The sequence below is a fragment of the Arcobacter sp. LA11 genome, assembly GCF_001895145.1.
In the GTDB taxonomy this organism is placed as follows: Bacteria; Campylobacterota; Campylobacteria; order Campylobacterales; family Arcobacteraceae; genus Halarcobacter.
Genome location: NZ_BDIR01000008.1, coordinates 117,190 through 138,552 on the forward strand (window position 1 = coordinate 117,190; position 21,363 = coordinate 138,552).

Genomic DNA, 21,363 nt, shown 5'->3' on the forward strand with positions numbered 1-21,363 from the left:
AATGAAAGTTAAAATTTGTGGTATTACTAATCTAGAAGATGCTCTAGATGCAATAAATGCAGGTGCAGACGCTTTAGGTTTTGTTTTTTATGAGAAAAGTCCAAGATATATTGATCCTTTTACTGCTAGAGAAATAGTAAAAGCTCTTCCCCCTTTTATTCAAACTGTAGGGCTTTTTGTAAATGAAAATAGTTCATTTATAAATCAAGTTTGTACAAATGCAAAAATGCAACTTGCTCAAATAATAGATGATGATAATTATACTGATTTTGCGAGTTTAAATTATAAATACATAAACGTAATAAGAGCAAAATCTGAAAAAGATATAGTTGAAAATCAAGACAATTATATTTTAGTAGATGCCTTTGTGGAATCATTTGGTGGAGCTGGTAAAAGAGTAGCTCTTGAATGGTTTAAGCATGCTGATTGTTCAAAGATTGTTCTTGCTGGTGGTTTAAATGAAAATAATCTTCAAGAACTAAAAGGTTTTAATTTTTATGGAGTTGATGTAAGCTCTGGAGTTGAAGCTTCAAAGGGAAAGAAAGATAAACAAAAAATGATTAACTTTGTAAAAGCAGTTAATGAAATCTAAAAATCAAAAGAATCATTTAACTAGATTGATTGAAAGACTAAAAAGAGAACCTATTGAATTAGATGTTTTTTTAGAAGAACTTAAAAATAATCAAGATAGATTTTTTGATAATCCAGATTTAGAATTTGAACTATTACTTTCTAATGGACTCCCTTTAGATATTTATAATGATAAAGTTATTTTAAAAACTTTAAAAACACCTATTGATAAACAAACTTTTTGTATTGTTGATATAGAAACAAATGGTGGCCACGTAAATAAAGGCCATCAAATAATAGAAATTGGTGCTGTTAAGTATAATGGAGGTCAAATTATAGATAAATTTGAATCACTAGTTTATGCAAAGCACATTCCTGAATATATTCAAGAAGTAACTAATATAAAACCTGAGATGTTAGAAGATGCACCAGTTTTAAAGACAGTTTTGGAAGAATTTAAATTATTCTTAGAAGATGATGTTTTTGTTGCACATGATATAAAGTTTGATTATAATTTTATATCAAATTCTTTAATAAAGTATGATTTAGGTAGATTAGAAAATAGAAAACTTTGTACTATTGATTTAGCTAGACGTACTATCAAGGCCGAACGTTATGGACTTAGTTTTCTAAAAGAGTCTTTATCAATAGATATTGACAATCATCACAGAGCTTATAGTGATGCTTTAAGTACAACATATATTTTAGAAAAATCACTTGAAATGTTGGATAAAAATGTTAAAACAGTTGAAGATTTAATTCATTTTTCAAAGAGTGCACAGCCAGTTATGCCAAAAATAAAAGTTAATCATAAAAAAGTAGAAGGAAAATAAATGTTTTCACAAGAGAACTATTTAAAAGCATTAAATTATGCAGCAGTAGCGCATAAAGAACAAAAAACTCCAATGGGTTTACCTTATATAGTTCATATTTCAAGTGTAGCTATGGAAGTTATTCATGCGTGTGAAGAGAGTAAAATGGAAGAAGAAAAAGCAAATAAAGCAATTTCTTGTGCATTATTACATGATGTGATAGAAGATACTGAATTTACATATGATGATATTTTTAATGGATTTGGATTAGAAATAGCAGAAGGTGTTGATGCACTTACCAAAGATAAAACTTTAGATACGAAACAGCTTCAAATGCAAGATAGTATAGAAAGACTAATGACACAACCTTATGAAATACAAATGGTAAAACTTGCAGATAGAATTACAAATATGCAAAAACCACCAGAAAATTGGGATGGTCAAAAAATATTTAATTATCATAAAGAGGCAAAGTTTATTTTATCATGTCTTAAAAATTCAAATGCTTATCTCTCAAAAAGGTTAGAAGATAAGATTGCAGAGTATAGAGTTTATGTAAAATAAAACTATTCTTTAAGTATTTTATAGAGTAAGTTTTTAAATAATTCTTGCTCTTTTTCATTAAGTTTTGAAAGGTATTCATTTTCAAATCCTACTACTTCTTTAAGTGAATTAGATGTAGTTTCTTTCCCTTTTTGAGTCAATTGTACTAGTTTACTTCTTTTGTCTTGTTCATTATTTATTCTTTTTATTAATTTTTTATCTTCAAGTTTTTTAAGTACCTTTGTCATTCCTCCAGAAGAAAAAAGCATAACTTCATAAAGTTTTGTTGGGCTCATTGTAAATGTACCATCCGTCATATAATAAAGTGATGATAATATATCTAACTCTGTTTGATTTATTGAAAAATCATTGATTAGAAGTTCGTCTCCTTTATCAAAAAGTTTTTTATGTAAGACAAAAAATGGTGTTGTTATTTTCATAGTATTTTTATAGACTTCGGGAGTAAACTTTTTTACATTTTTTAAATTTGTTTCAAATTGTTCTCTATTCATAGAATAATTATAACATATAAGATATTTATCTTTCTTGGAAAGATAAAATTAAGATATATATTGTTAAACTTTTAATTATCTTTCTAGGAAAGATAAAAAAGGATAATATATGTCAGCATGGATTTATTTATTAATAGCAGGAGTTTTAGAAATAGGTTTTGCTTCAATGATTAAATTAACAGAAAATTTTACTAAATTAATACCTACAGTAGTTTTTATAATATTTGCATTTGGAAGTTTCTATTTTCTTACAAAGGCTGTTGAGAGTATATCAATAGGAACGGCATATGCAATTTGGACTGGAATAGGTGTTCTTGGTACAATAGTTGTTGGAATAGTTTTTTATAAAGAACCAGCAAGTATGATGAGACTATTTTTTTTATTTACTTTAGTATCATCAATTATTGGTCTTAAATTAGTATCAAATTAAAAGGTAAAATATGTCAGGAATTGAAAATTTGAATATATTGCTAAAAGAAATGAGACCTTTTTTAGATGATATAGAATATGTATTTTGTACAAAAAAAATATTTGAATTAAATGAAGAAATTCTATCACTAAAACCAATATGTACTTTTTTAGAAGAAGAGGGGATGACCTTTATTATATTAAAAGAAAAAGCAGATGAGAAACAAATTTCTTATAATGCTGTTTTTAATAAAATTACTTTAGAAGTACATTCAAGTCTTGAAGCAGTAGGTTTAACATCTGCAATATCAACTGCATTATCAAATCATAATATATCTGCAAATGTAGTTGCAGGTTTTTATCATGATCATATTTTTGTTTCTAAAGATAAATCTTTGTTAGCCTTAGAGGTACTTAAAAAATTGTCGGAAATAAAATAGATTATAGTAAATAGAAGATAATCTCTCCTTTAGAAGGAGAGATTATTAAATGTAATTATGCCATTGCTTCTTTAGCGTATTTGATACCAAGATCAAATGCTTTATTATTGATATCATGTACTTTTGCAGGTACTTTTGATAACATTGTTTCTCTTAACACATCATCAGTAATAGTATGACCTGTCATAAGATTTGCAATTGATAATGCAAGTACTGATTGAGTAATTACATTTCCTACTTCTTCTTTTGCAATAGTAATAATTGGAATTTCAAAGATATTCCATCTTTTTTTATCTTCTTCAGATGGAGTTACAAGATTTGGTTCTACAACAATAGTTCCACCTTCTTTAACACCATTTTTGAATTGATCATAAGATACTTGTGCAACAGAAAGCATAAAATCAATTTCACCATCATTTGCATATGGGTATAAAATTGGATCATCTTCTAATGTAATATCAACAACTGTAGCACCACCTCTTACTTGTGATGTATATGTTGCAGTTTTTAATCCGTATCCACCAGCATTGATTTTTGCTGCTGCAAAAATAGAACCAGCAAGAAGTACACCTTGTCCACCAACACCTGTAAATCTCATTAATGTTTTAGCCATGATGTTCTCCTTAGAATTGTACTGTTGTTTTATTCTGATGTGCTTCTTTTACTTTTTCATACATATCAGTATATTCAGCAGCTTCAGTATCTTGTTTTAAAATTCCAGTAGGGAATAATCCTTCTTGTTCCTCTTCACTCATTTTATCAAACTTAGTTTTTGCAACAGTAATAGAATCAATCCATTCTAAGTTAGCCATTGCAGAGTTCATTTTATTTTTTCTTCCTAAGTTAACGTGACAGTTTGAGAAAATATCAAAGAATGAATAACCGTTATGGTCTAATCCTTTAACAAATATTCTTTCAAGTTTTTTAGGATCAAGCATAGTTTCTCTTGCTACAAATGATGCACCTGCACCAATTGCTAAATCACATGCATTAAATGTAGGATCAATATTTCCTCTTTTCATAGTAACTGTCCACATACCTTGAGGAGTAGTTGGAGAAGTTTGAGAGTTAGTTAATCCGTAAATGAAGTTATTAATAACAATTTGGTTAATATCAATGTTTCTTCTACATCCGTGAATTGTATGGTTACCACCAATTGCAAGTCCATCACCATCACCTGTTACACAAATAACGTGTTTATCAGGATTTGCTAATTTTACACCAGTTGCATAAGCAATAGTTCTACCATGAGTAGTATGGATTGTATTACAGTTGATGTAAGATGAGAATCTTCCTGAACAACCAATTCCAGAAACAACACAAACATCATCCATGTTCCATTGTAACTTTTCGATTGCTCTGATTAGTGCTTTTAAAATAACACCGTCACCACATCCCCAACACCATAGTGTTGGCATTTTGTCAGTTCTTAAGTATTCATCATAATTAAATGCCATCTTACATTCCTTTTATTTTTTCAATAAGTTCAATTGGTGCAATTGGTCTACCATTTGCTTTAAACATTGTGTCAAAATCTCTTCTTCCACTTGCTCTTTGAATTTCTTCAACATATTGACCCATATTAAGTTCTGCTACTAATACTTTATCAAATTTGTCACATAATTCTTTAATTTTTGCTTCTGGACTTGGCCACATAGTAATTGGTCTAAACATACCAACTTTAACGCCTTCGTCTCTTAATCTATTAATTGCTTCTCTTGCTGCTAGTGCTAATGAACCATAAGCAATAATCATAATATCAGCATCTTCTAATAAATATTCTTCATATGATTCAATTTCATCAATATGTGCTTCAACTTTATTAAAAAGTCTATCAATTAAATCTTGACACTCTTTTTCATCTTCAGTTGGGTGACCTTTTGGTCCATGATGTAATCCAGTATAATGATATCTATAACCTTGGAACATAGGATTTAATACAGCAGCTTCATCTTGAGCTACATCATATGGTCTATAATCTTTTGGATCTCCAGTAAATACTTGTCTAGGTTTGATTCCTGCTTTTACTTCTTCTAAATCAGGTAAAACAGCTTTTCCAGACATGTGTCCAATTGTTTCATCTAGTAAAACAAATACAGGTTGCATAAATCTATCAGCTAAGTTAAATGCTCTTACCGTTTCTGTATAACACTCATCTAAAGTAGATGCACATACAGTAATTGATTTATAGTCACCATGTGTAGGAGTTTTAGCTTGTAAAACATCACCTTGTTGTACTCTTGTTGGAAGACCAGTTGAAGGACCACCTCTCATTACATTTACAATTACTAAAGGAACTTCAGCAATATATGCTAATCCAATGTTTTCAGATTTTAATGAAATACCAGGACCTGAAGTTGCAGTTAAAGATCTCTTACCAGACATTGCACCACCAATAGCAGCACAAACACCAGCAATTTCATCTTCCATTTGAATTGCAGCACCACCCATTTTAGGTAATAAATCTGAAATTGTATGCATTACTTCACTTGAAGGAGTAATAGGATACCCACCAAAAAACTCACACCCAGCATCTACTGCAGCAATTGCAGCTAAATCATTACCAGTTGAAATTATTTCTCTTGCCATTACTTCTCCTTAAGCACCAAGTACTCTATAGTTATTTTTCTTAATCGCTTCGCCTCTTTCTTTTGCTTCATCAGAAAGTTTTGCGAATTTAAATTCTTTTTTATCTGCAACATAAATTGCAAAATCAGGACATGATAGTTCACAGTCGTTACACCCGATACATGACTCGTGAGCTACAATTTGAATCATTGCTCCTAGAGTTGAAGTTGGTTCTGGTCTCATTGCTAAAACACCAGCAGGACAAACTGATACACAAACATCACATGCTTTACATCTACTCTCATCAACCCAAACAGGAGTGTTTGCAGGAGCTTCCATAATTGCCATATTTTCCCCTTAAATTTTTGATTAATATATTGAGTAAAACTCAAATATTCTTGAAACATCATAACTAATTCTAGAAATAAAGTATATTTAAATTTAAGAATAAATTGAGTGAATTTTCTTGATGTTACTTTATGCTACAGGATTTTTTGTATTAAAAAAAACTGTTACTTGTTCAAAAATAATTTATATAATAGATATAAATACTAAAGATATTATTTACTTATAATGATACTTTTTATCACTATATTTAAATGTATTATTAGATATAATCTTAAAAAAATAGACAAAGGTATTTAATTGGTTTTGTATCAACCTCTAAATGGTTACTGTTATAATAGTGATACACATTTTTTATATGATTTTATTTGTAGAAATTTTGAAAAATTTAAGAATATCAATGGCGAGCTTTTAGATATAGGTAGCGGTAGTGGTATTTTAGGTTTACTTGTTTCACGGGATTATTCTAAACTACATTTGAATCAGTGTGAAATACAAGATAATTTTCAAGAGTTTTCCTGTATAAATGCAAAATGCAATAATATTAAAAATAATATGTATAGAGGCTCTTTTTTAGAGATGGATTTTGATAAGCAATTTGATATTTGTATTTCAAACCCTCCTTTTTATCATAGTAATGTAATAAAAAGTGAAAATGAAAATCTGAAAATTGCAAGATACAATGATAGTTTACCTTTAGAAGAGTTTATAGAAAAAATATCAAAAGTTTTAAAAAATAGTGGTAAGTTTTTCTTTTGTTATGATGTTAAACAATTAAATCAGATAGTTGTTTTGTTAGGGAAGTATAAATTAAATATTGAAAGCTTACAGTTTGTGCATCCCAAAAAAGGTAAGGATGCAACATTAGTTTTAGTATATGCAAGAAAGAATTCAAAGTCACTTTTGAAAGTCTTGCAGCCTTTAATAGTTTTTGAAGATGAAGAATTTACATCTAATGTTCAAGATATCTATAAAAAATCTTCTACACATAGTATAAAAGCCCAAATATGAATATAGTGAAAAGAGAAGGTTTCGATTTTGGATTTGATCCAAAAGGGTGTGATACTTGTGAAGGGAACTGTTGTATAGGTGAAAGTGGTAATATTTGGATAAATAAACAAGAGATTGAAAATCTATCTTTACACTTAAATATTAGTTTAGATGAATTAAGAGTTAAGTTTTTAGAAAAAAGAGGGTATAAATATAGTTTAAAAGAGGTACAATTGTCACATGACAACTATGCATGTGTATTTTTTAATTTAGATAAAAAACAGTGTTCTATTTACGAAGCACGACCAATACAATGTAAAACGTTCCCTTTTTGGGATTATTTTAAACAAAATAAAGAAGAGGTTATAAAAGAGTGTCCAGCTATAAAAGAGTTATAATATATTTTTTCTTAATATTTTTTATAATTGGTTGTACCCAATTAAGGCAGCCAGCACAAAGTAATTTAATAAATCATGACTATAGATATAAAACATTTGCCAATGAAGATAGATATATTATGTTTGCTTTAGAATATGATAGAAATGGCCAAAAAGAAGAGTCTAGAAGAATTTATTTAGATTTATTTTTAGAAACTTTAAAAGAAGAGTATCTTTTAGAGTATGTAAAAGCTTCTTATACTTTAAAAAAGTTTGATGATATTATTAAGCAAGTTGATATTAATAGAAAACAGATTAAAAAAGGCGAAGATAAGATATTAAGAGTTTATATATTAGCTCTTATGAAAACAAAAAATGTTGATAAAGCATTTTTTGAAACTAAAGCTTTGTTAGAAAAATATAAATCAGATTTAAATTATGAGTTATTAGGAAATATACATTTATATAAAAAAGAGTATAAAAAAGCAAAAGAGTTATATAAAAAAGTTTATACAAATTCATTAACTCCAAGTTCATTGTTAAATCTAGCAAATATTATGTATGTTTATCTAAATGAAAAAAATGAAGCTATTAATTATTTAGAATCTCATACTAAATTATATGGTTGTAACAATTTAGTTTGTTCAAAACTTTTATCTTTTTACCAAGAACAAAAAAATATTGATGGTGTGATATCTGTATTAAAAAAGACATACTATACATATAAAGAAGAAAACAATACTTTCAATGTAGATAAGATATACAAACTTCTTATGTATTATTTAGAAAAGAAAGATATTAAAGAAGCGATAAAATTTCTTGAAGAGAGTAAAGCTGATGATGATAAATTGTTTTCATTATATAGAAATGACAATCAAAATAAAAAAGCTTTAGATTTAGCAAATAGACTTTATTCAACAAATGGAAATATAGATTATCTTGCACAAATTGCAATGCTTGAGTTTGAAATGGCAAAAGATAAGAAAAAAGTTATAAAAAGTGTGATTAAAAAGTTTGAAGATGTTTTAACTGTTTTAGATAATCATGTTTATCAAAATTATTTAGGATATATATTAATTGACCTTGACATTGATGTTAAAAAGGGTTTAAAGTATGTAAAAAAAGCTTTAGAAAAAGCACCTAATAATTTAGCATATATTGATTCTTTAGCTTGGGGACAATATAAATTAAAAGAGTGTAAAGAAGCATTAATCAATATGAAAAAAGTAGTTGATGGTGCAGGATTAAATGATGAAGAAATAAAAATACATTGGAAAAAAATTAAGGAGTGTAATAAGTGATTTTAGATGAGATTAATAGAAGAACTAGAGAAGATGTTGAAAAAAGAAAAAAAGATTATTCTTTAGATTGGTTAGGTAGAAGTTTAAGTGCAAATCCATTTCCTCCAAGAGATGTAAAGCCATACTTAACAGCTACAAAAGAAGAACCAATTAGAATAATTGCAGAAGTTAAAAAAGCTAGTCCATCTAAAGGTGTTATAAAAGAAGATTTTGATCCATTACTTATTGCACAAAGCTATAGTAATAGTGGAGCAAATGCAATTTCTGTTTTAACAGAACCACATTATTTCCAAGGTAATTTAGAGTATTTAACTCAGATTAGAAGATATGTTCCAACACCATTACTTAGAAAAGATTTTATTTTAGATAAATATCAAATTGTAGAAGCTTTAGTCTATGGAGCAGATTTTATTTTATTAATTGCAAAATCTTTAAGTACTAAAGATTTAAAAGAGTTGTATGAATATGCTCTACACTTAGGTCTTGAAGTTTTAGTTGAAGTACATGATAAAGAAGATTTAACAAAAGCAATGAAATGTGGTGCACATATAGTAGGTATAAACCATAGAAACCTTGAAACTATGGAAATGGACATGACATTATGTGAAAAATTAATTCCAATGATTCCAAATGGAAAAATTATAGTTGCTGAGTCTGGAGTTTCAAATGTAGAAACCATTCAAAGATTAAGTGCTATAGGTGCAGATGCTTTCCTAATAGGTGAGCACTTTATGAGAGTTCCTTCTATAGAAGAAGAATTAGAAAAATTTAAAAGAGCTGTTCTTTAACAGTTCTTTCATGGCTTGAGTATAAGATTTAAATTATTTGAATATTGAAGTACATCAGGATTGTGCGTAGGAAAGTATATATTTGGGTCATTAAACTCTTTACTTGAAAGAGCTCTGGAACTTAAATCTACTCTAAATGCCTCAATAAATTGTTTTACTCTGTTTAATGGTTTACTTTGCTGAACAGAATTGTTATTATGTATCGTTGATTCATAACTAGTTCTATTAGTTGAAATTTGCATTTTTCCCCTTAAATTTCTAAATCAAATACTGACTGTAATATCTCTTCTTCTGATAATTCTTTTTTAGATGGTTGTTTTTTTGGCTCTTTTAATAATAAAACTTTTTTCTTTAAATCAATAAGATTATATTTTGTAAGGTTTTTTAATAAAGTATCATTTATCATATCAATTTTAAGAGCATTTTCTTTTATCATTTTACTAATTACATTCTCTAGGTTTTGCTTTGTTTTTAAGTAAATTTTTTCTTCTTCTGTTAGAGTAATATACTCTTTATCCAGATATTCCATTATTGCAGCACCAGTATACTTATATGTGAGTATAGAATGATAAGAAAACTCTTTATATGCTAAAGTGGGTATAAATACGCTTGTAAAAATAGAACCCCCTACATTTGTAAGACCTTCTAAAGTTGTCAATGGATTATGAGAGCAAATGAAATCATCCCCAACTGTAGAGGGTGAATTGATTAAAGAACGAATATTATTTTTTAATATTACAAAATTCTTTCCAACTTCTTTTGGTCCACCTTTTAGTGACTGTAGTTCATTCTTATAAGCTAAAAAATCACCAGTTACTTTTTGAGGAGAACCTTCAAGTGATGTAAGTACATTATCACTTATATCAAAGTCACCATGTACTTCATTGAAATTAATAGGTAGTTTTAATAAATTTTCTAAGGTATTTGATAATCTTACATCACCTTGAACATCTACCGAGTTATCTTCTAAAATTTTAAAATTTTTTATATTATTAGTATGTAGCCACTTACTTATATCGTCTTTATTTGTTATTGCAACAATAGGCTTGTAAATATGCCTAATTACTTCTTTCCCTTTATATCTCCACGTCTTTTTTTCTTCATCAAAACTACTTGAAGGTATATGATTTAGACTTATATCAGTTATGATGTCCCAAAGTATTTCATTTGCAATATCTTCTAATCCTCTTAACTCATTCCAGTGGCAAATATAATCTTGACCTACAGTTACAGGACCTCCTACAAGGTGTTCAATTTTATTGTTTGAACAATCAAAAAAATCTTGTATATATTTTGGTCCACCTTTTAATGAACTTAAACTATTATTAGAACATTTGAAATAACCTTTTATGGTTCGAGGACTTCCGTTTATTGAAGTTATGTAGTTATCTGAACAGTTGAAATATCCTTCAACTTTTTTAGGACTATAAGACAAGTCTTTTAATCTATTTCTTGAACAATCAAAGTCTCCTACTGTATGTGGAGCTCCAAAAAGTGAAGCTAAATTATTATTTGAACAATTAAAATCTTTTTGAACTATATTTGGACAACCTTCAAGTGATTCTAAATTATTTTCACTGATATCAAAATATCCATTTATACTTTCAAAAACGATTGGTAGTTTTTTTTCTGCTAGTTTATTTTTTAAATTTACACTACCGTAAACTTTGATTTGTAGATTTTCAGAGATTGAATAATTTTTAATATCATGGTAAGTTAACCACTCTTCAATATCTTTGATATTTTGCATGCTATCCCTTTATTGAAAACTACTAGTACAATAGCCATTTTAATTATATCTATTATTTTAGCATTTTTTTTCTTATTTTTGAGGAAAAAAATTATTTTTTTAAAGGAATAGTTATTTAAGAAAGTATAATTTATTATTTAAAGACTAATTTAGTCTTTAAATAAAGTAGAACCAACTCTAATCATATTTGAACCACATGCAATTGCAAGTTCAAAATCAGAGCTCATTCCCATTGAACAGTATTTAGCTCCTAAAGGAACTAATTCGTCATAGATTTTTTTTGTAGTTCTAAAAGACTCTTTTATAATTTCTCTATCTTCTACATGTGCTCCAATACTCATAACACCTTTTAATCTGATATTTGGGCAAGTATCTAAAATCTTTTTATAAATATTTACTGCTTCTTCTGGAAGTACTCCAGTTTTGCTATCTTCCTGTGCTGAATTAATTTGTAAAAGACAAGAAATTTTTTTGTTTTTAATTTGAAGTTTTTTATTAAACTCTTGGGCTAGTTCTAGACTATCAATTGATTGAACTAAAGTTGGGTTTAAATCGATTAAATTATTTATTTTATTTTTTTGAAGACGTCCTACAAAATGCCATTCTAAAGGAAGTTCATTGAGTTCTTCACTTTTTACTTTTAAATCTTGTACTTTATTTTCTCCAAAAGCTCTTTGTCCTGCATCATATAATGTAGCAACATCTTGGCTTTGTGAGTATTTTGAAATACCTATGATTTTTACTATGTGGTGTTCTGAAACTTTTAATCTAGCACCTTCAACTTTTGTAATGATTGTATCTAAGTTTTTTACAGCAGTCTCTTTTTTCATTTTAAACCTTTTATCCTAATAGTCTATTAATATCGTTATAAATTCCAAGTAACATTAAAGAGCCTAAAATAACCCAACCACCAATTGTCATAAACATAAAAACTTGGTCACTTGGCTTTCTTCTTGCAATTATTTCATATAAGTTAAACATTATATGTCCACCATCAAGGGCTGGAATTGGAAGAAGGTTTAATACTCCTAAGTTAACAGAAATAAGTGCAGTAATTGCAAAAAGTGCTATTATTGATGATTCACTTGCATCTGATATAACTTTTCCAATTGTAATAACTCCACCAATCTCAGAACTTGGGATAATTCCTTGGATAAGTTTTTGTACACCTTGAAAAATCATTTTAGATGATTCTATAGTTTTATCCCAAGAATAACCTAATGCACCTATTGGGTCATGGTAAATAGTTACTAATTTTGGTGCAGGGGAAATACCTATCATTCTTTTTCTAATATTTTCGTTAAATATATTTTGTGCATCAGAAATATGAGGATTTATTGTTTTTGGAATAATTTGTCCATTTCTTTCTATAAAAAATTTTAATGAACCATCTGAACTTCTAATAATTGAACCAAGTTCTTCCCATGTTTTAATATCAAAATTGTTGATTCTTTTTATTACATCACCTTCTTTTATGCCAGCACGGAATGCAGGTGAATTCTCTTGAATTTTTCCTACTGTAGGACTTAATGAATTTGCACCAGCAAGTGCAATTACAAAATATAAAATAGCAGCTAATAAAAAGTTTGCAAAAGGTCCTGCAAAAAGTATTACTATTCTTTGCCAAGGTGTTTTGTTGTTATATGAATCATTCCCAGCTTCTTGAAGGCCTGGTTTTGTATCATCTTGACCTTTCATTTTTACGTATCCACCTAATGGAATAAGTGCAATCTGCCATTTTGTTCCACGCCAAACTTTAGAATAAACTTGACGACCAAAACCTATTGAAAAGACATGAACTGTAACACCATAATAACGTGCAGCTAAAAAATGACCTAATTCATGAAAAAATACTAAAAAAGAAAGAACAAGTAGAAAAGTAATAGTACCCAAAAATACTCCAGTTAATTTGTAAAATAATCTCTAGTATACTCATATCCTGAGTATAAAGTTAATGCAACAGCAATCCAAAGTAGAGTTGTTGCAAATGGCCAATTCATAATTAAAAAACCTATTGCTATCATTTGTATAACAGTTTTTACTTTTCCAGCCATAGATGCAGCAACATCTTTACCTTCGCCAATTGCCATAACACGAAGACCTGTTATGAAAAATTCACGTGAAAGAATTAGAAATACAGCCCAAGCTGAAGCCCTATCAATAACCATCAATCCTAAAAACCCTGCTAACATAAGCATTTTATCTGCTAAGGGGTCTAGAATTGCACCAAGCTTTGTCATTTGATCCCATTTTCTTGCAATATAACCATCAAAAAAATCTGTAACAGAGGCTATTACAAATACTAGTCCTGCAAAATAATCAAGCCAGCTTGGATGCCATGTGGAAAATAATGTACTATCTCTATCAATTAAAAACCATAGCATTAGCGGTGCTAATGCTATACGAAATAGAGCTAAGATATTAGGAAGATTTAGAGCTTTACTCATTATTTAAAAGTAGTCCCACCATCAACAATTAATGTATGTCCTGTAACCCAAGATGCTTCTTGTGTACATAAGAAGAAACATGATTGTGCTAAATCTTCTGGTTGCCCAATTCTATCCAATGGAGAAAATTCAGCAGTTTTTTGTTTAACTTCTTCATAGTTTGTAAATGCTTTTAATGCATCAGTATCAATTGGACCACCTGAAACTGCATTTACTCTAATATTCATAGCTCCAAGTTCAGTTGCTGCATATCTTACCATAGCTTCTACAGCTGCTTTATTTGTACCATGTCCTGAGTAGTTTTCAATATATACTAAATTTCCAGTAGAAGATAAAGAAACAATAGAACCACCACCAACTTTTTCCATTCTTTTAGCAGCTTGTTGTGCACCACATACAAATGCATTTACAGTTGCAGTATAGATATTATTTAATCCTCTAGGTTTTAGTTTCATAAATTTACCATATCCACCAACAACTGCTCTTCCATAAATCATTGCATTTGAAATAAAGAAATCAACTCTATCAAAATCTTTGTCAATTTCTAAAAATAGTTCTTTATATGTTTCTGGTTCTAATACATTAAAAGGGTAACATTTACATTTTACTCCAAATTTTGCCTCTACATCATCACAAATTTCTTGTGCTATTTCTTTATTTGAATTGTATGTAAATGCAACATCTACTCCATTTTCTGCAAATTTATAAACGTTTGCTTTTCCAATACCTTTAGTACCACCACTAATTACTAAAGTTTTGCCCTTCATATTGTTACTCATTATTTTATCACCTCATAATTTTTTAATACTTCTTCAAGTTTTTTCATAGTTTCAGCACTTGGAGCTGTTAATGGAAGTCTATATTCCAATGTATTTAATAATCCAGCAAGATACATAATTGCTTTGATTGGAATAGGATTTGCTTCAACAAATAGCGTATTATTTAGTTTATATAAATCATTATTTATTGATTTAGCTGTATCATAATCTCCATCAAATACACTATGTACTAATTTACTTTTGTAATTTGGAAGTAAATTTGATGTTACTGAAATAATTCCTTTTGCTCCATTTGCTAACATTGGAAAGTCAATTGCATCATCTCCTGAAACTAGACAAAAATCTGGTCTTTGTGAAGAAATTTCAATTGCTCTTTCTAAAGAACCTGTTGCTTCTTTGATTGCATAGATATTTGAAACATCATCAAATAATCTAATAGCAGTATTTGCTTCAATATCAACTCCTGTACGTCCAGGTACATTATATATCATAAAAGGAATTTCAACTGATTGCGCAATTGCTTTATAATGTTGATATAAGCCTTCTTGTGAAGGTTTGTTATAATATGGAGCAACAGATAATAGTCCGTCTGCACCTACAGATTGAGCATGTTTTGCAATATCACAAGCTTCATGTGTTGCGTTTGAACCAGCTCCTGCAATAACTTTTACATTTGTACCTTTACAAGTTGCTACTGCAATTTCAATACATTCTTTATGTTCTGCATGGGATAATGTTGCACTTTCTCCTGTAGTTCCTACTGGAACAACAGCATCCATTCCTTGTGCAATTTGTCTTTTTATTAAGTATTCATAACTTTGTGTATCTAATTTCCCATCTCTAAATGGAGTAATAAGTGCGGTCATCGCACCTGTAATATTATTCATTTAATTTTCCCTTTTAAACTTTTTAAATTTTCATGATACTATTTAGATTTTAAACTCTAGTATCTACATTATAATCTTTTTATTTCTTGCCTAATTTATTTAGAAAAATTTGTTTTGAAAGTTCATAGTTAGAATTTCCGCCAAATTTTTGTTTAGTTATTTTATTATCCACTATTGATCTTCCTCCTTCTTTAGAATTAATGTTGTTGAGTTTTTCTTTGTTAAATATTTTTTTGCAACTTCAACAATATCTTTTTTCTTTAGTTTTTCAACTTTTTCTTCATATTCAAAAAGAGGTTTAATATTATCTCTTACAAAATAACTTCCATATAATCCTGCAACTGAACTTGAACTTTCAAGTGAGAAGATGAAATCAGCTTTTGTATTTATTTTAATTTTATTAATCTCTTCTTTTGTAATTTGACCATTTTTTATATTTTTTATAATTTTATTAATCTCTTTTTTTACATCTTTTGCTTTAATACCTTCATTACAAACTGCAACAAACATGAAAAGACCAGGGTCTGTTAATTCTAAGTTATATGCATAAACAGAATTTACTAATCTTTTTTCATCTACAAGTACTTTTTGTAAATATGAACTTTTCCCTGAACTTAATAGTTCACTTAAGGCACTTAATGCAACTTGGTCTTCATGTTCGTAGTTTGGAATATGATAAGCCATTGCAAGCATCTCAACTTGTGTATCTTTATAAACTACAATATTTTTTTCACCATCTTGTACTGGTTCTACTGTATGAATTTTTGATTCAATTTCTTTAATATTTTGAATTTTAGCAAAATATTTGGTTGTTGATTTAAATACTTCATCTTTTGTAATATCTCCTGCAACAACAACTACTGCATTTTTTGGTTGATAATATGTACTATGAAAATCTCTAATATCTTCAATTGTCCAATTTTTTATATCATTTGTAAAACCAATTGGTGTCCAATGATATGGATGATAAATATAGGCATTGTTAAATAATCTATATTGTAAGTAACCCATTGGATTATTATCAGTTCTCCATCTTCTTTCTTCTGCTACTACATCACGTTCAGGTTGAAATTCTTCATCTTTTAAAGTTAAGTTTTGCATTAACTCTGCAAAGAGTTTTAAAGATTTATCCATATTTTTTGAACTTGATTTAATATAGTACTTTGTGTAATCAAAAGATGTTGAAGCATTATTAACTCCTCCAAATCCTTTCACTATCTCATCAAATTCTCCAGCTTTTAGATTTTTTGTTGATTTAAAATTTAGATGTTCAAGCATATGTGCAATACCTGATTTTCCCATTTTTTCATTTCTACTACCTACATTGTAAAAAATGTTTGTAGAAACTACATTTGATTCATTATCCATAGGAATAACAACAATTTTTAAACCATTTTCTAAAGTCTTAGTATGATACTTTGGTAAACTTTGACTCATTAATTCTCCTAAAAAAAATGCAAAGAACAAAAAAGATATTAAAATTTTTTTCAAAAATGTTCCTTTTTAAATATTTATTTTGTTTTTAAATCTGAACCAATAACTTCAGATATATTATTAAATCCATCTTTGTTCATCAGTTCTAAAATTTCTTCATTGATTTTTCTTATCATTGAAGGTCCTTCAAAAATCATACCTGAGTATGATTGAACTAAAGATGCACCAGCTTTCAGTCTTTTATATGCTTCTTCTCCTGTTGAAATTCCTCCAACAGAAATAAGTGTTGTTTTCCCATATAACTCTTTTGCTAATTCTACAAATAAATTATGTGATTTTTGTGTTAAACAAGCACCACTTAAACCACCAAAATCCTGACAATTTGGAACTAAAGAGTAATCAATAGTTGTATTTGTTGCAATTATCCCTGCTGCTCCTGCATTTACAGCAGTGTTACAAAGATTAATTGCTACATCAACTTCCATATCAGGTGCAATCTTAAGAAAAATTGGCTTTTGTGTTAAACTTTTTGCCATTGTAAAAAGTTCTGTAATAAACTTTTCATTTTGTAAATCTCTTAAATTTGGTGTATTAGGACTTGAAATATTAATTACTAAATAATCACTTGTCCCTTCAAACTTTCTAATTAAAGTTTTATAATCTTGCAATGCAAACTCTTCAGGCGTTGTTTTATTCTTTCCAATATTTGCACCAACTGGAATTGAAAAAGGGTAAACTTTTTTTAGGTTTGTTAAAACTTTTGCTGAACCTTCATTGTTAAATCCCATTGCATTTTGCACTGAATTATGTTCAGGGTACCTAAACATTCTTGGTTTTGGATTTCCATCTTGAGCTCTTGGAGTCATCGTTCCAATCTCAGTAAAACCAAATCCAAGTGCTGGCATAGATTTAATCATAGTTGCATTTTTATCAAAACCTGCTGCTAGACCAACTGGATTTACAAATTTAATTCCATGAAGTTCTTGCGAAAGTTTTGGATTCATTATAAAGTTTTTATTTACCATGTAATTATTAATCAACTTACAATTTGGTAAAATTCTTAATCCTAACTCCGCAAGGTTATGTGCGGTTTCAGGTTGAAATAAAAACAGTAGTTTCTTAAGTGTTTTATAGTTAAACAAACTCTTCCCTTATTTAAAAATTTTAATATTTTATCTAAACATCGTTGAATAAACGTTGATATTAAATATTAGCTAGGTTATATAGCCGTTTGTACTCGTTACAGTTCTCTAACAATTTTTCTTCACTATCAATACAAACTATTTCACCTTTTTTAAATACGGCAATTTTATCAGCATTTTTGATTGTGCTTAATCTATGTGCAATAACAAAGGTAATTCTATTTTTGCTTACTTCATCAATCACTTCTGAGATGATTGATTCACTCTCATTATCAAGTGCTGATGTTGCTTCATCAAGGATTAATATTTGAGGGTTCTTGTATAAAGCTCTTGCAATTGCAATTCTTTGTCTTTGTCCACCACTAAGATTAGTACCAAATTCATCAAGCTTAGTATAGATACCATTTTCCATTGTAGATACAAAATCATATGCATGAGCTTGTTTTAAAGCTGCAATTACTTTTTCTTCATCTATTTTATATCCATAGGCCACATTTGAAGCAACTGAATCATTAAAAATATAAACTCGTTGTGTTACAACTGATATATTTTTTCTTAATGAATCTATATTTATATTTCTAAGACAAGTGTCATTAAATAAAATTTGACCACTACTAGTGTCATAAAATCTTATTAGCAGGTTTATTAAAGATGATTTCCCACCACCACTATCACCTACAAGTGCAAATTTTTCACCTTTTAAAGCAGATAAGTTTATGTTTTTTAAGGCAGTGAAATCATCATATTTTAAGTCAACGTTTTTAAATTCTATTTTTTCAATATCTACTGGAATATCTTCATTACCTGTAAGAATTGTAGGTTTAATATTATAAATAGATAAAATTCTTTCATGTGCAGCAATTGCATTTTGAAGTGAGTTGTAAATAGAAGCCATTCTTTTTATTGGAGTATAAAGCATAAAAAGTGCAGCTATAAATGAAAGAAAAGTTCCTGCGGTCATTGTTCCTTCAATAACTTGTGAACCACCAAATATAATTACTAATGCAGCAGCAATTGCCCCAATAGTTTCCATGATAGGTGAAGTCAGTTCATTTGTTTTTACAGACTTGATATTGATATTAAAAAAGTTTTTATTATGTTTTTCAAATTTTTCTAGTTCACTAGTTTCAGTTGAGTTTGCTTTGATTATTTCAACATTGTTAAAAACTTCACTTAAATGAGAAGTGATATCTGAAGCAGATTCTTGTGAACGAAAAGATAGTTTTTTCATCTTTTTACCCAATATACTGATTGGATAAAGAGCTAAAGGCATTACAACTAAGCCATAAAAAGCAAGTTCTGGGTTTAGGAATATAACATAACATACTAAAGCAATGATTGTAAGAAATTCTCTAATTAATCCAGCAATTTGAGTTGATACAGCTGATTGAATTCTATTAATATCATTAGTAATTCTTGATATTAACTCTCCTCCATGTTTTTTTTGAAAGAATGAAATATCTAAAGTTAAAATGTGTGCTAATAATTTATCTCTTATTATTCGAATAATATCTTGACCCACATATGAAATATAGTAAACTTGAATGTATTTACCAACTCCTTGAGCTGTTTGTACAATAATTAAAAGAAGTGGAACTAAATATAACATTTGTTGGTCTTTTGCAATAAATACTTCATCTAATAAGGGTTTTATTACATAAGCTAGACCTGCGCTTCCCCCGGCAACTAGAAGTATACCTATAAAAGCAAAAAAGATTTTTAGTTTATAGTCTTTATAATATGGTATATAGTATTTAAAAAATTCTTTCATTAATATCCTACTTTATTGTTTAAAAGGTAGATATTATATCTAAAATAGTTATTGTAAAAGCTTATTTGAAAATCAAGGTTTTAAATTTATTAAATCCAAACTCTTTTAATGTAAGAAAAAGAAGAACAAATCCACTAATTGTACTTGCAAATGCAAGTCCAGCTGCTTCATATGGAATAATAAGAATAAGAGAAAAAACTATATTCCATGCTAATGACTTCATAGATATTTTTGCTGCGATAAATTGTTTTTCATTTGCATAAAGCCAAAGTGAAAATATTTTTGCTAATCCAAATGGTACTAAACCTATTAGATACATAGTAAGAATTAAAGAGGTATTTGTTGTATCTTCTGAAGTAAAAGCCCCTCTTTCAAATAAAAGCCAAACAATTAAGTCATTAAATATTATACCTATAATAGTTGCAGTTCCTAAAAGTCCAAAAAGAATGAGTGAAGATTTTTTCATTAATTGTAAAGCTTTATTTTCATCTTTATTTTTAATTGCCTTTGCTACCATAGGGAATAGGGCAACAGAAGTTGCAATTGCAAAAAGAGCAAGTGGAAGTTGAAAAACTCTATTTGCATAGTAAAGATAAGAGATAGATCCACTTACTAAAAAAGAAGCTAACCATGTATCTAAAAAGGCTGATAGATGTGCCGTTGAACTTCCTAATGTTGCTCCCATAAAACTTTTATAAAATCTATTTTCTTCTTTTTTCTCATGCTTTTTAAAAGTAAATACTTTACATAGGTTATGTTTTTTTACGGCAATTAAATGTACAAGTACTTGTAATAAACCACCTACTAAAACTCCATATGATAGATAATATGTAATTTCATATTTTTCTAAATCTTTCGAAATAAGAAGTGCTCCAATAAGTGCTATATTTAACAGTGCAGTAGAAAAAGCAGTTGTTGCAAAATGATTTTTATATTGAAGTAGGGCTGCCATAAATGTAACTATAAATATCAAAGGTAAATAGTAAAAGTTTATAGCTACTAAGGGTGCTGCTAAATCAATTGTTTTTGCATCAAACCCCACAGCTATAGCTTTTGTAATAAGACTAGAAAATAGTGTTACAAATAAAGATAAAACTAATAAAAAACCAATTAATTGTAAAAATATAATAGATGAAAATCTTATTTTATGTTTTGACTTTGCATAAGAAGGAATAAAAGCTTGTGTAAAAGCGCCTTCTGCAAATATTCTTCTAAAAAGGTTTGGTAATTTAAATGCCACAAAAAAGATATCTGAATATATATTAGCCCCAAGTATTGATGCTGTAAGTAAATCTCTTATGAAACCTAAGATTCTAGAGAATAAAATACCACTGCTATTTGTAAAAATTGATTTGATTAACATAAGATTCTTTTTATATGGATTTTAACAAAAAGTTGTTTAAAGACTAAACAAACTCTAAACGCACTCTTTACACATACTACACGCATTACTAGTATACTTTCAGTATAAATAATTTGTGTTCTTTAACTTAAAAGTT

25 protein-coding genes are annotated in these 21,363 nt (G+C 28.4%); 9 read left to right on the forward strand and 16 right to left on the reverse strand.

Annotated elements, in window-relative coordinates:
* Nucleotide 1: 1 nt before the first annotated feature.
* From BT997_RS10425 to BT997_RS10435, 3 genes are read left to right on the forward strand one after another with little or no spacing between them, the layout of a single operon-like run.
* Nucleotides 2-592 carry a phosphoribosylanthranilate isomerase gene (locus tag BT997_RS10425; RefSeq protein WP_072681836.1) on the forward strand — a complete coding sequence of 197 codons (591 nt, stop codon included), beginning with the start codon at nt 2-4 and terminating at the stop codon, nt 590-592.
* A complete protein-coding gene (locus BT997_RS10430) occupies nt 582-1,403 on the forward strand; it encodes a 3'-5' exonuclease (protein ID WP_072681837.1) in 822 nt (273 codons plus the stop codon). The genes BT997_RS10425 and BT997_RS10430 overlap by 11 nt, the downstream gene beginning before the upstream one ends.
* Nucleotides 1,404-1,946 (forward strand): HD domain-containing protein, encoded by a 543-nt coding sequence (locus tag BT997_RS10435; RefSeq protein WP_072681838.1) that lies wholly within the window; start codon nt 1,404-1,406, stop codon nt 1,944-1,946.
* A 2-nt stretch (nt 1,947-1,948) separates the two neighbouring features.
* Here BT997_RS10435 and BT997_RS10440 read toward each other — a convergent pair whose 3' ends face one another.
* The gene (locus BT997_RS10440) at nt 1,949-2,437 is read right to left on the reverse strand and encodes a MarR family winged helix-turn-helix transcriptional regulator (RefSeq protein WP_083568682.1); all 489 of its coding nucleotides are present in this window, start codon (nt 2,435-2,437) and stop codon (nt 1,949-1,951) included.
* Nucleotides 2,438-2,546: 109 nt separating this feature from the next.
* Between BT997_RS10440 and BT997_RS10445 the strand changes: the two genes are divergently transcribed.
* Nucleotides 2,547-2,867 carry a multidrug efflux SMR transporter gene (locus BT997_RS10445; RefSeq protein ID WP_072681839.1) on the forward strand — a complete coding sequence of 107 codons (321 nt, stop codon included), beginning with the start codon at nt 2,547-2,549 and terminating at the stop codon, nt 2,865-2,867.
* A 10-nt stretch (nt 2,868-2,877) separates the two neighbouring features.
* Complete coding sequence (locus BT997_RS10450) at nt 2,878-3,285, forward strand: ACT domain-containing protein (RefSeq protein ID WP_072681840.1); 408 nt, start codon at nt 2,878-2,880, stop codon at nt 3,283-3,285.
* Between the two features lie 55 nt (nt 3,286-3,340).
* On the opposite strand, the gene BT997_RS10455 is transcribed toward BT997_RS10450, so the two are convergent.
* The 4 genes from BT997_RS10455 to BT997_RS10470 are packed head-to-tail and all read right to left on the reverse strand — an operon-like array spanning nt 3,341 to nt 6,201.
* Nucleotides 3,341-3,898, reverse strand: a complete 558-nt coding sequence (locus BT997_RS10455; RefSeq protein ID WP_072681841.1) for a 2-oxoacid:acceptor oxidoreductase family protein — start codon at nt 3,896-3,898, stop codon at nt 3,341-3,343.
* A 10-nt stretch (nt 3,899-3,908) separates the two neighbouring features.
* Complete coding sequence (locus BT997_RS10460; RefSeq protein ID WP_072681842.1) at nt 3,909-4,742, reverse strand: 2-oxoglutarate ferredoxin oxidoreductase subunit beta; 834 nt, start codon at nt 4,740-4,742, stop codon at nt 3,909-3,911.
* Nucleotide 4,743: 1 nt separating this feature from the next.
* The gene (locus BT997_RS10465; RefSeq protein ID WP_072681843.1) at nt 4,744-5,874 is read right to left on the reverse strand and encodes a 2-oxoglutarate synthase subunit alpha; all 1,131 of its coding nucleotides are present in this window, start codon (nt 5,872-5,874) and stop codon (nt 4,744-4,746) included.
* A 9-nt stretch (nt 5,875-5,883) separates the two neighbouring features.
* Nucleotides 5,884-6,201 (reverse strand): 4Fe-4S binding protein, encoded by a 318-nt coding sequence (locus BT997_RS10470; protein ID WP_072681844.1) that lies wholly within the window; start codon nt 6,199-6,201, stop codon nt 5,884-5,886.
* 297 nt (nt 6,202-6,498) lie between these two features.
* Here BT997_RS10470 and BT997_RS10475 point away from each other — a divergent pair, with 297 nt between their 5' ends.
* Genes BT997_RS10475 through trpC form a run of 4 tightly spaced genes read left to right on the forward strand, consistent with a single transcriptional unit; the run spans nt 6,499 to nt 9,654 of the window.
* Nucleotides 6,499-7,209, forward strand: a complete 711-nt coding sequence (locus BT997_RS10475; protein WP_072681845.1) for a tRNA1(Val) (adenine(37)-N6)-methyltransferase — start codon at nt 6,499-6,501, stop codon at nt 7,207-7,209.
* On the forward strand, nt 7,206-7,586 hold the full coding sequence (locus BT997_RS10480) for a YkgJ family cysteine cluster protein (protein WP_072681846.1): 381 nt from the start codon (nt 7,206-7,208) through the stop codon (nt 7,584-7,586). The genes BT997_RS10475 and BT997_RS10480 overlap by 4 nt, the downstream gene beginning before the upstream one ends.
* Entirely contained in the window at nt 7,562-8,866 is a 1,305-nt protein-coding gene (locus tag BT997_RS10485) for a hypothetical protein (RefSeq protein ID WP_072681847.1), read from the forward strand. Before BT997_RS10480 ends, BT997_RS10485 begins: the two co-directional genes overlap by 25 nt.
* Nucleotides 8,863-9,654: an indole-3-glycerol phosphate synthase TrpC gene (gene trpC / locus BT997_RS10490; protein ID WP_072681848.1), complete on the forward strand. Its 792-nt coding sequence runs from the start codon at nt 8,863-8,865 to the stop codon at nt 9,652-9,654. The genes BT997_RS10485 and trpC overlap by 4 nt, the downstream gene beginning before the upstream one ends.
* Before the next feature lie 8 nt (nt 9,655-9,662).
* Here the strand turns inward: trpC and BT997_RS10495 are convergent, their stop codons facing one another.
* From BT997_RS10495 to murJ, 11 genes are all read right to left on the reverse strand, one after another.
* A complete protein-coding gene (locus BT997_RS10495) occupies nt 9,663-9,896 on the reverse strand; it encodes a hypothetical protein (RefSeq protein ID WP_072681849.1) in 234 nt (77 codons plus the stop codon).
* 8 nt (nt 9,897-9,904) lie between these two features.
* Complete coding sequence (locus tag BT997_RS10500) at nt 9,905-11,404, reverse strand: hypothetical protein (protein ID WP_072681850.1); 1,500 nt, start codon at nt 11,402-11,404, stop codon at nt 9,905-9,907.
* 149 nt (nt 11,405-11,553) lie between these two features.
* Nucleotides 11,554-12,234 (reverse strand): YggS family pyridoxal phosphate-dependent enzyme, encoded by a 681-nt coding sequence (locus tag BT997_RS10505; RefSeq protein ID WP_072681851.1) that lies wholly within the window; start codon nt 12,232-12,234, stop codon nt 11,554-11,556.
* Nucleotides 12,235-12,244: 10 nt separating this feature from the next.
* Nucleotides 12,245-13,297 carry an RIP metalloprotease RseP gene (gene rseP, locus BT997_RS10510; protein ID WP_072681852.1) on the reverse strand — a complete coding sequence of 351 codons (1,053 nt, stop codon included), beginning with the start codon at nt 13,295-13,297 and terminating at the stop codon, nt 12,245-12,247.
* An 11-nt stretch (nt 13,298-13,308) separates the two neighbouring features.
* Nucleotides 13,309-13,851 carry a CDP-diacylglycerol--glycerol-3-phosphate 3-phosphatidyltransferase gene (pgsA, locus tag BT997_RS10515; protein WP_072681853.1) on the reverse strand — a complete coding sequence of 181 codons (543 nt, stop codon included), beginning with the start codon at nt 13,849-13,851 and terminating at the stop codon, nt 13,309-13,311.
* Nucleotides 13,851-14,630: an enoyl-ACP reductase gene (locus BT997_RS10520; RefSeq protein ID WP_072681854.1), complete on the reverse strand. Its 780-nt coding sequence runs from the start codon at nt 14,628-14,630 to the stop codon at nt 13,851-13,853. Before BT997_RS10520 ends, pgsA begins: the two co-directional genes overlap by 1 nt.
* A complete protein-coding gene (gene dapA, locus BT997_RS10525; RefSeq protein WP_072681855.1) occupies nt 14,630-15,517 on the reverse strand; it encodes a 4-hydroxy-tetrahydrodipicolinate synthase in 888 nt (295 codons plus the stop codon). Before dapA ends, BT997_RS10520 begins: the two co-directional genes overlap by 1 nt.
* Nucleotides 15,518-15,688: 171 nt before the next feature.
* Complete coding sequence (locus BT997_RS10530; RefSeq protein ID WP_083568686.1) at nt 15,689-16,954, reverse strand: pitrilysin family protein; 1,266 nt, start codon at nt 16,952-16,954, stop codon at nt 15,689-15,691.
* A 74-nt stretch (nt 16,955-17,028) separates the two neighbouring features.
* Nucleotides 17,029-18,093, reverse strand: a complete 1,065-nt coding sequence (locus BT997_RS10535; RefSeq protein WP_072681857.1) for a quinone-dependent dihydroorotate dehydrogenase — start codon at nt 18,091-18,093, stop codon at nt 17,029-17,031.
* A 61-nt stretch (nt 18,094-18,154) separates the two neighbouring features.
* A complete protein-coding gene (locus BT997_RS10540) occupies nt 18,155-19,864 on the reverse strand; it encodes an ABC transporter ATP-binding protein (RefSeq protein ID WP_072681858.1) in 1,710 nt (569 codons plus the stop codon).
* 61 nt (nt 19,865-19,925) lie between these two features.
* Nucleotides 19,926-21,227, reverse strand: coding sequence for a murein biosynthesis integral membrane protein MurJ (gene murJ, locus BT997_RS10545; protein ID WP_072681859.1), 1,302 nt, complete (start codon nt 21,225-21,227; stop codon nt 19,926-19,928).
* Nucleotides 21,228-21,363: the final 136 nt, after the last annotated feature.

Coding starts and splice junctions, on each gene's coding strand:
- BT997_RS10425 (WP_072681836.1), top strand. CDS start 2: ATGAAAGTTAAAATTTGTGGTATTACTAATCTAGAAGATGCTCTAGAT.
- BT997_RS10430 (WP_072681837.1), top strand. CDS start 582: ATGAAATCTAAAAATCAAAAGAATCATTTAACTAGATTGATTGAAAGA.
- BT997_RS10435 (WP_072681838.1), top strand. CDS start 1,404: ATGTTTTCACAAGAGAACTATTTAAAAGCATTAAATTATGCAGCAGTA.
- BT997_RS10440 (WP_083568682.1), bottom strand. CDS start 2,437: ATGAATAGAGAACAATTTGAAACAAATTTAAAAAATGTAAAAAAGTTT.
- BT997_RS10445 (WP_072681839.1), top strand. CDS start 2,547: ATGTCAGCATGGATTTATTTATTAATAGCAGGAGTTTTAGAAATAGGT.
- BT997_RS10450 (WP_072681840.1), top strand. CDS start 2,878: ATGTCAGGAATTGAAAATTTGAATATATTGCTAAAAGAAATGAGACCT.
- BT997_RS10455 (WP_072681841.1), bottom strand. CDS start 3,898: ATGGCTAAAACATTAATGAGATTTACAGGTGTTGGTGGACAAGGTGTA.
- BT997_RS10460 (WP_072681842.1), bottom strand. CDS start 4,742: ATGGCATTTAATTATGATGAATACTTAAGAACTGACAAAATGCCAACA.
- BT997_RS10465 (WP_072681843.1), bottom strand. CDS start 5,874: ATGGCAAGAGAAATAATTTCAACTGGTAATGATTTAGCTGCAATTGCT.
- BT997_RS10470 (WP_072681844.1), bottom strand. CDS start 6,201: ATGGCAATTATGGAAGCTCCTGCAAACACTCCTGTTTGGGTTGATGAG.
- BT997_RS10480 (WP_072681846.1), top strand. CDS start 7,206: ATGAATATAGTGAAAAGAGAAGGTTTCGATTTTGGATTTGATCCAAAA.
- BT997_RS10495 (WP_072681849.1), bottom strand. CDS start 9,896: ATGCAAATTTCAACTAATAGAACTAGTTATGAATCAACGATACATAAT.
- BT997_RS10500 (WP_072681850.1), bottom strand. CDS start 11,404: ATGCAAAATATCAAAGATATTGAAGAGTGGTTAACTTACCATGATATT.
- BT997_RS10505 (WP_072681851.1), bottom strand. CDS start 12,234: ATGAAAAAAGAGACTGCTGTAAAAAACTTAGATACAATCATTACAAAA.
- pgsA (WP_072681853.1), bottom strand. CDS start 13,851: ATGAGTAAAGCTCTAAATCTTCCTAATATCTTAGCTCTATTTCGTATA.
- BT997_RS10520 (WP_072681854.1), bottom strand. CDS start 14,630: ATGAGTAACAATATGAAGGGCAAAACTTTAGTAATTAGTGGTGGTACT.
- dapA (WP_072681855.1), bottom strand. CDS start 15,517: ATGAATAATATTACAGGTGCGATGACCGCACTTATTACTCCATTTAGA.
- BT997_RS10530 (WP_083568686.1), bottom strand. CDS start 16,954: ATGAGTCAAAGTTTACCAAAGTATCATACTAAGACTTTAGAAAATGGT.
- BT997_RS10540 (WP_072681858.1), bottom strand. CDS start 19,864: ATGAAAGAATTTTTTAAATACTATATACCATATTATAAAGACTATAAA.
- murJ (WP_072681859.1), bottom strand. CDS start 21,227: ATGTTAATCAAATCAATTTTTACAAATAGCAGTGGTATTTTATTCTCT.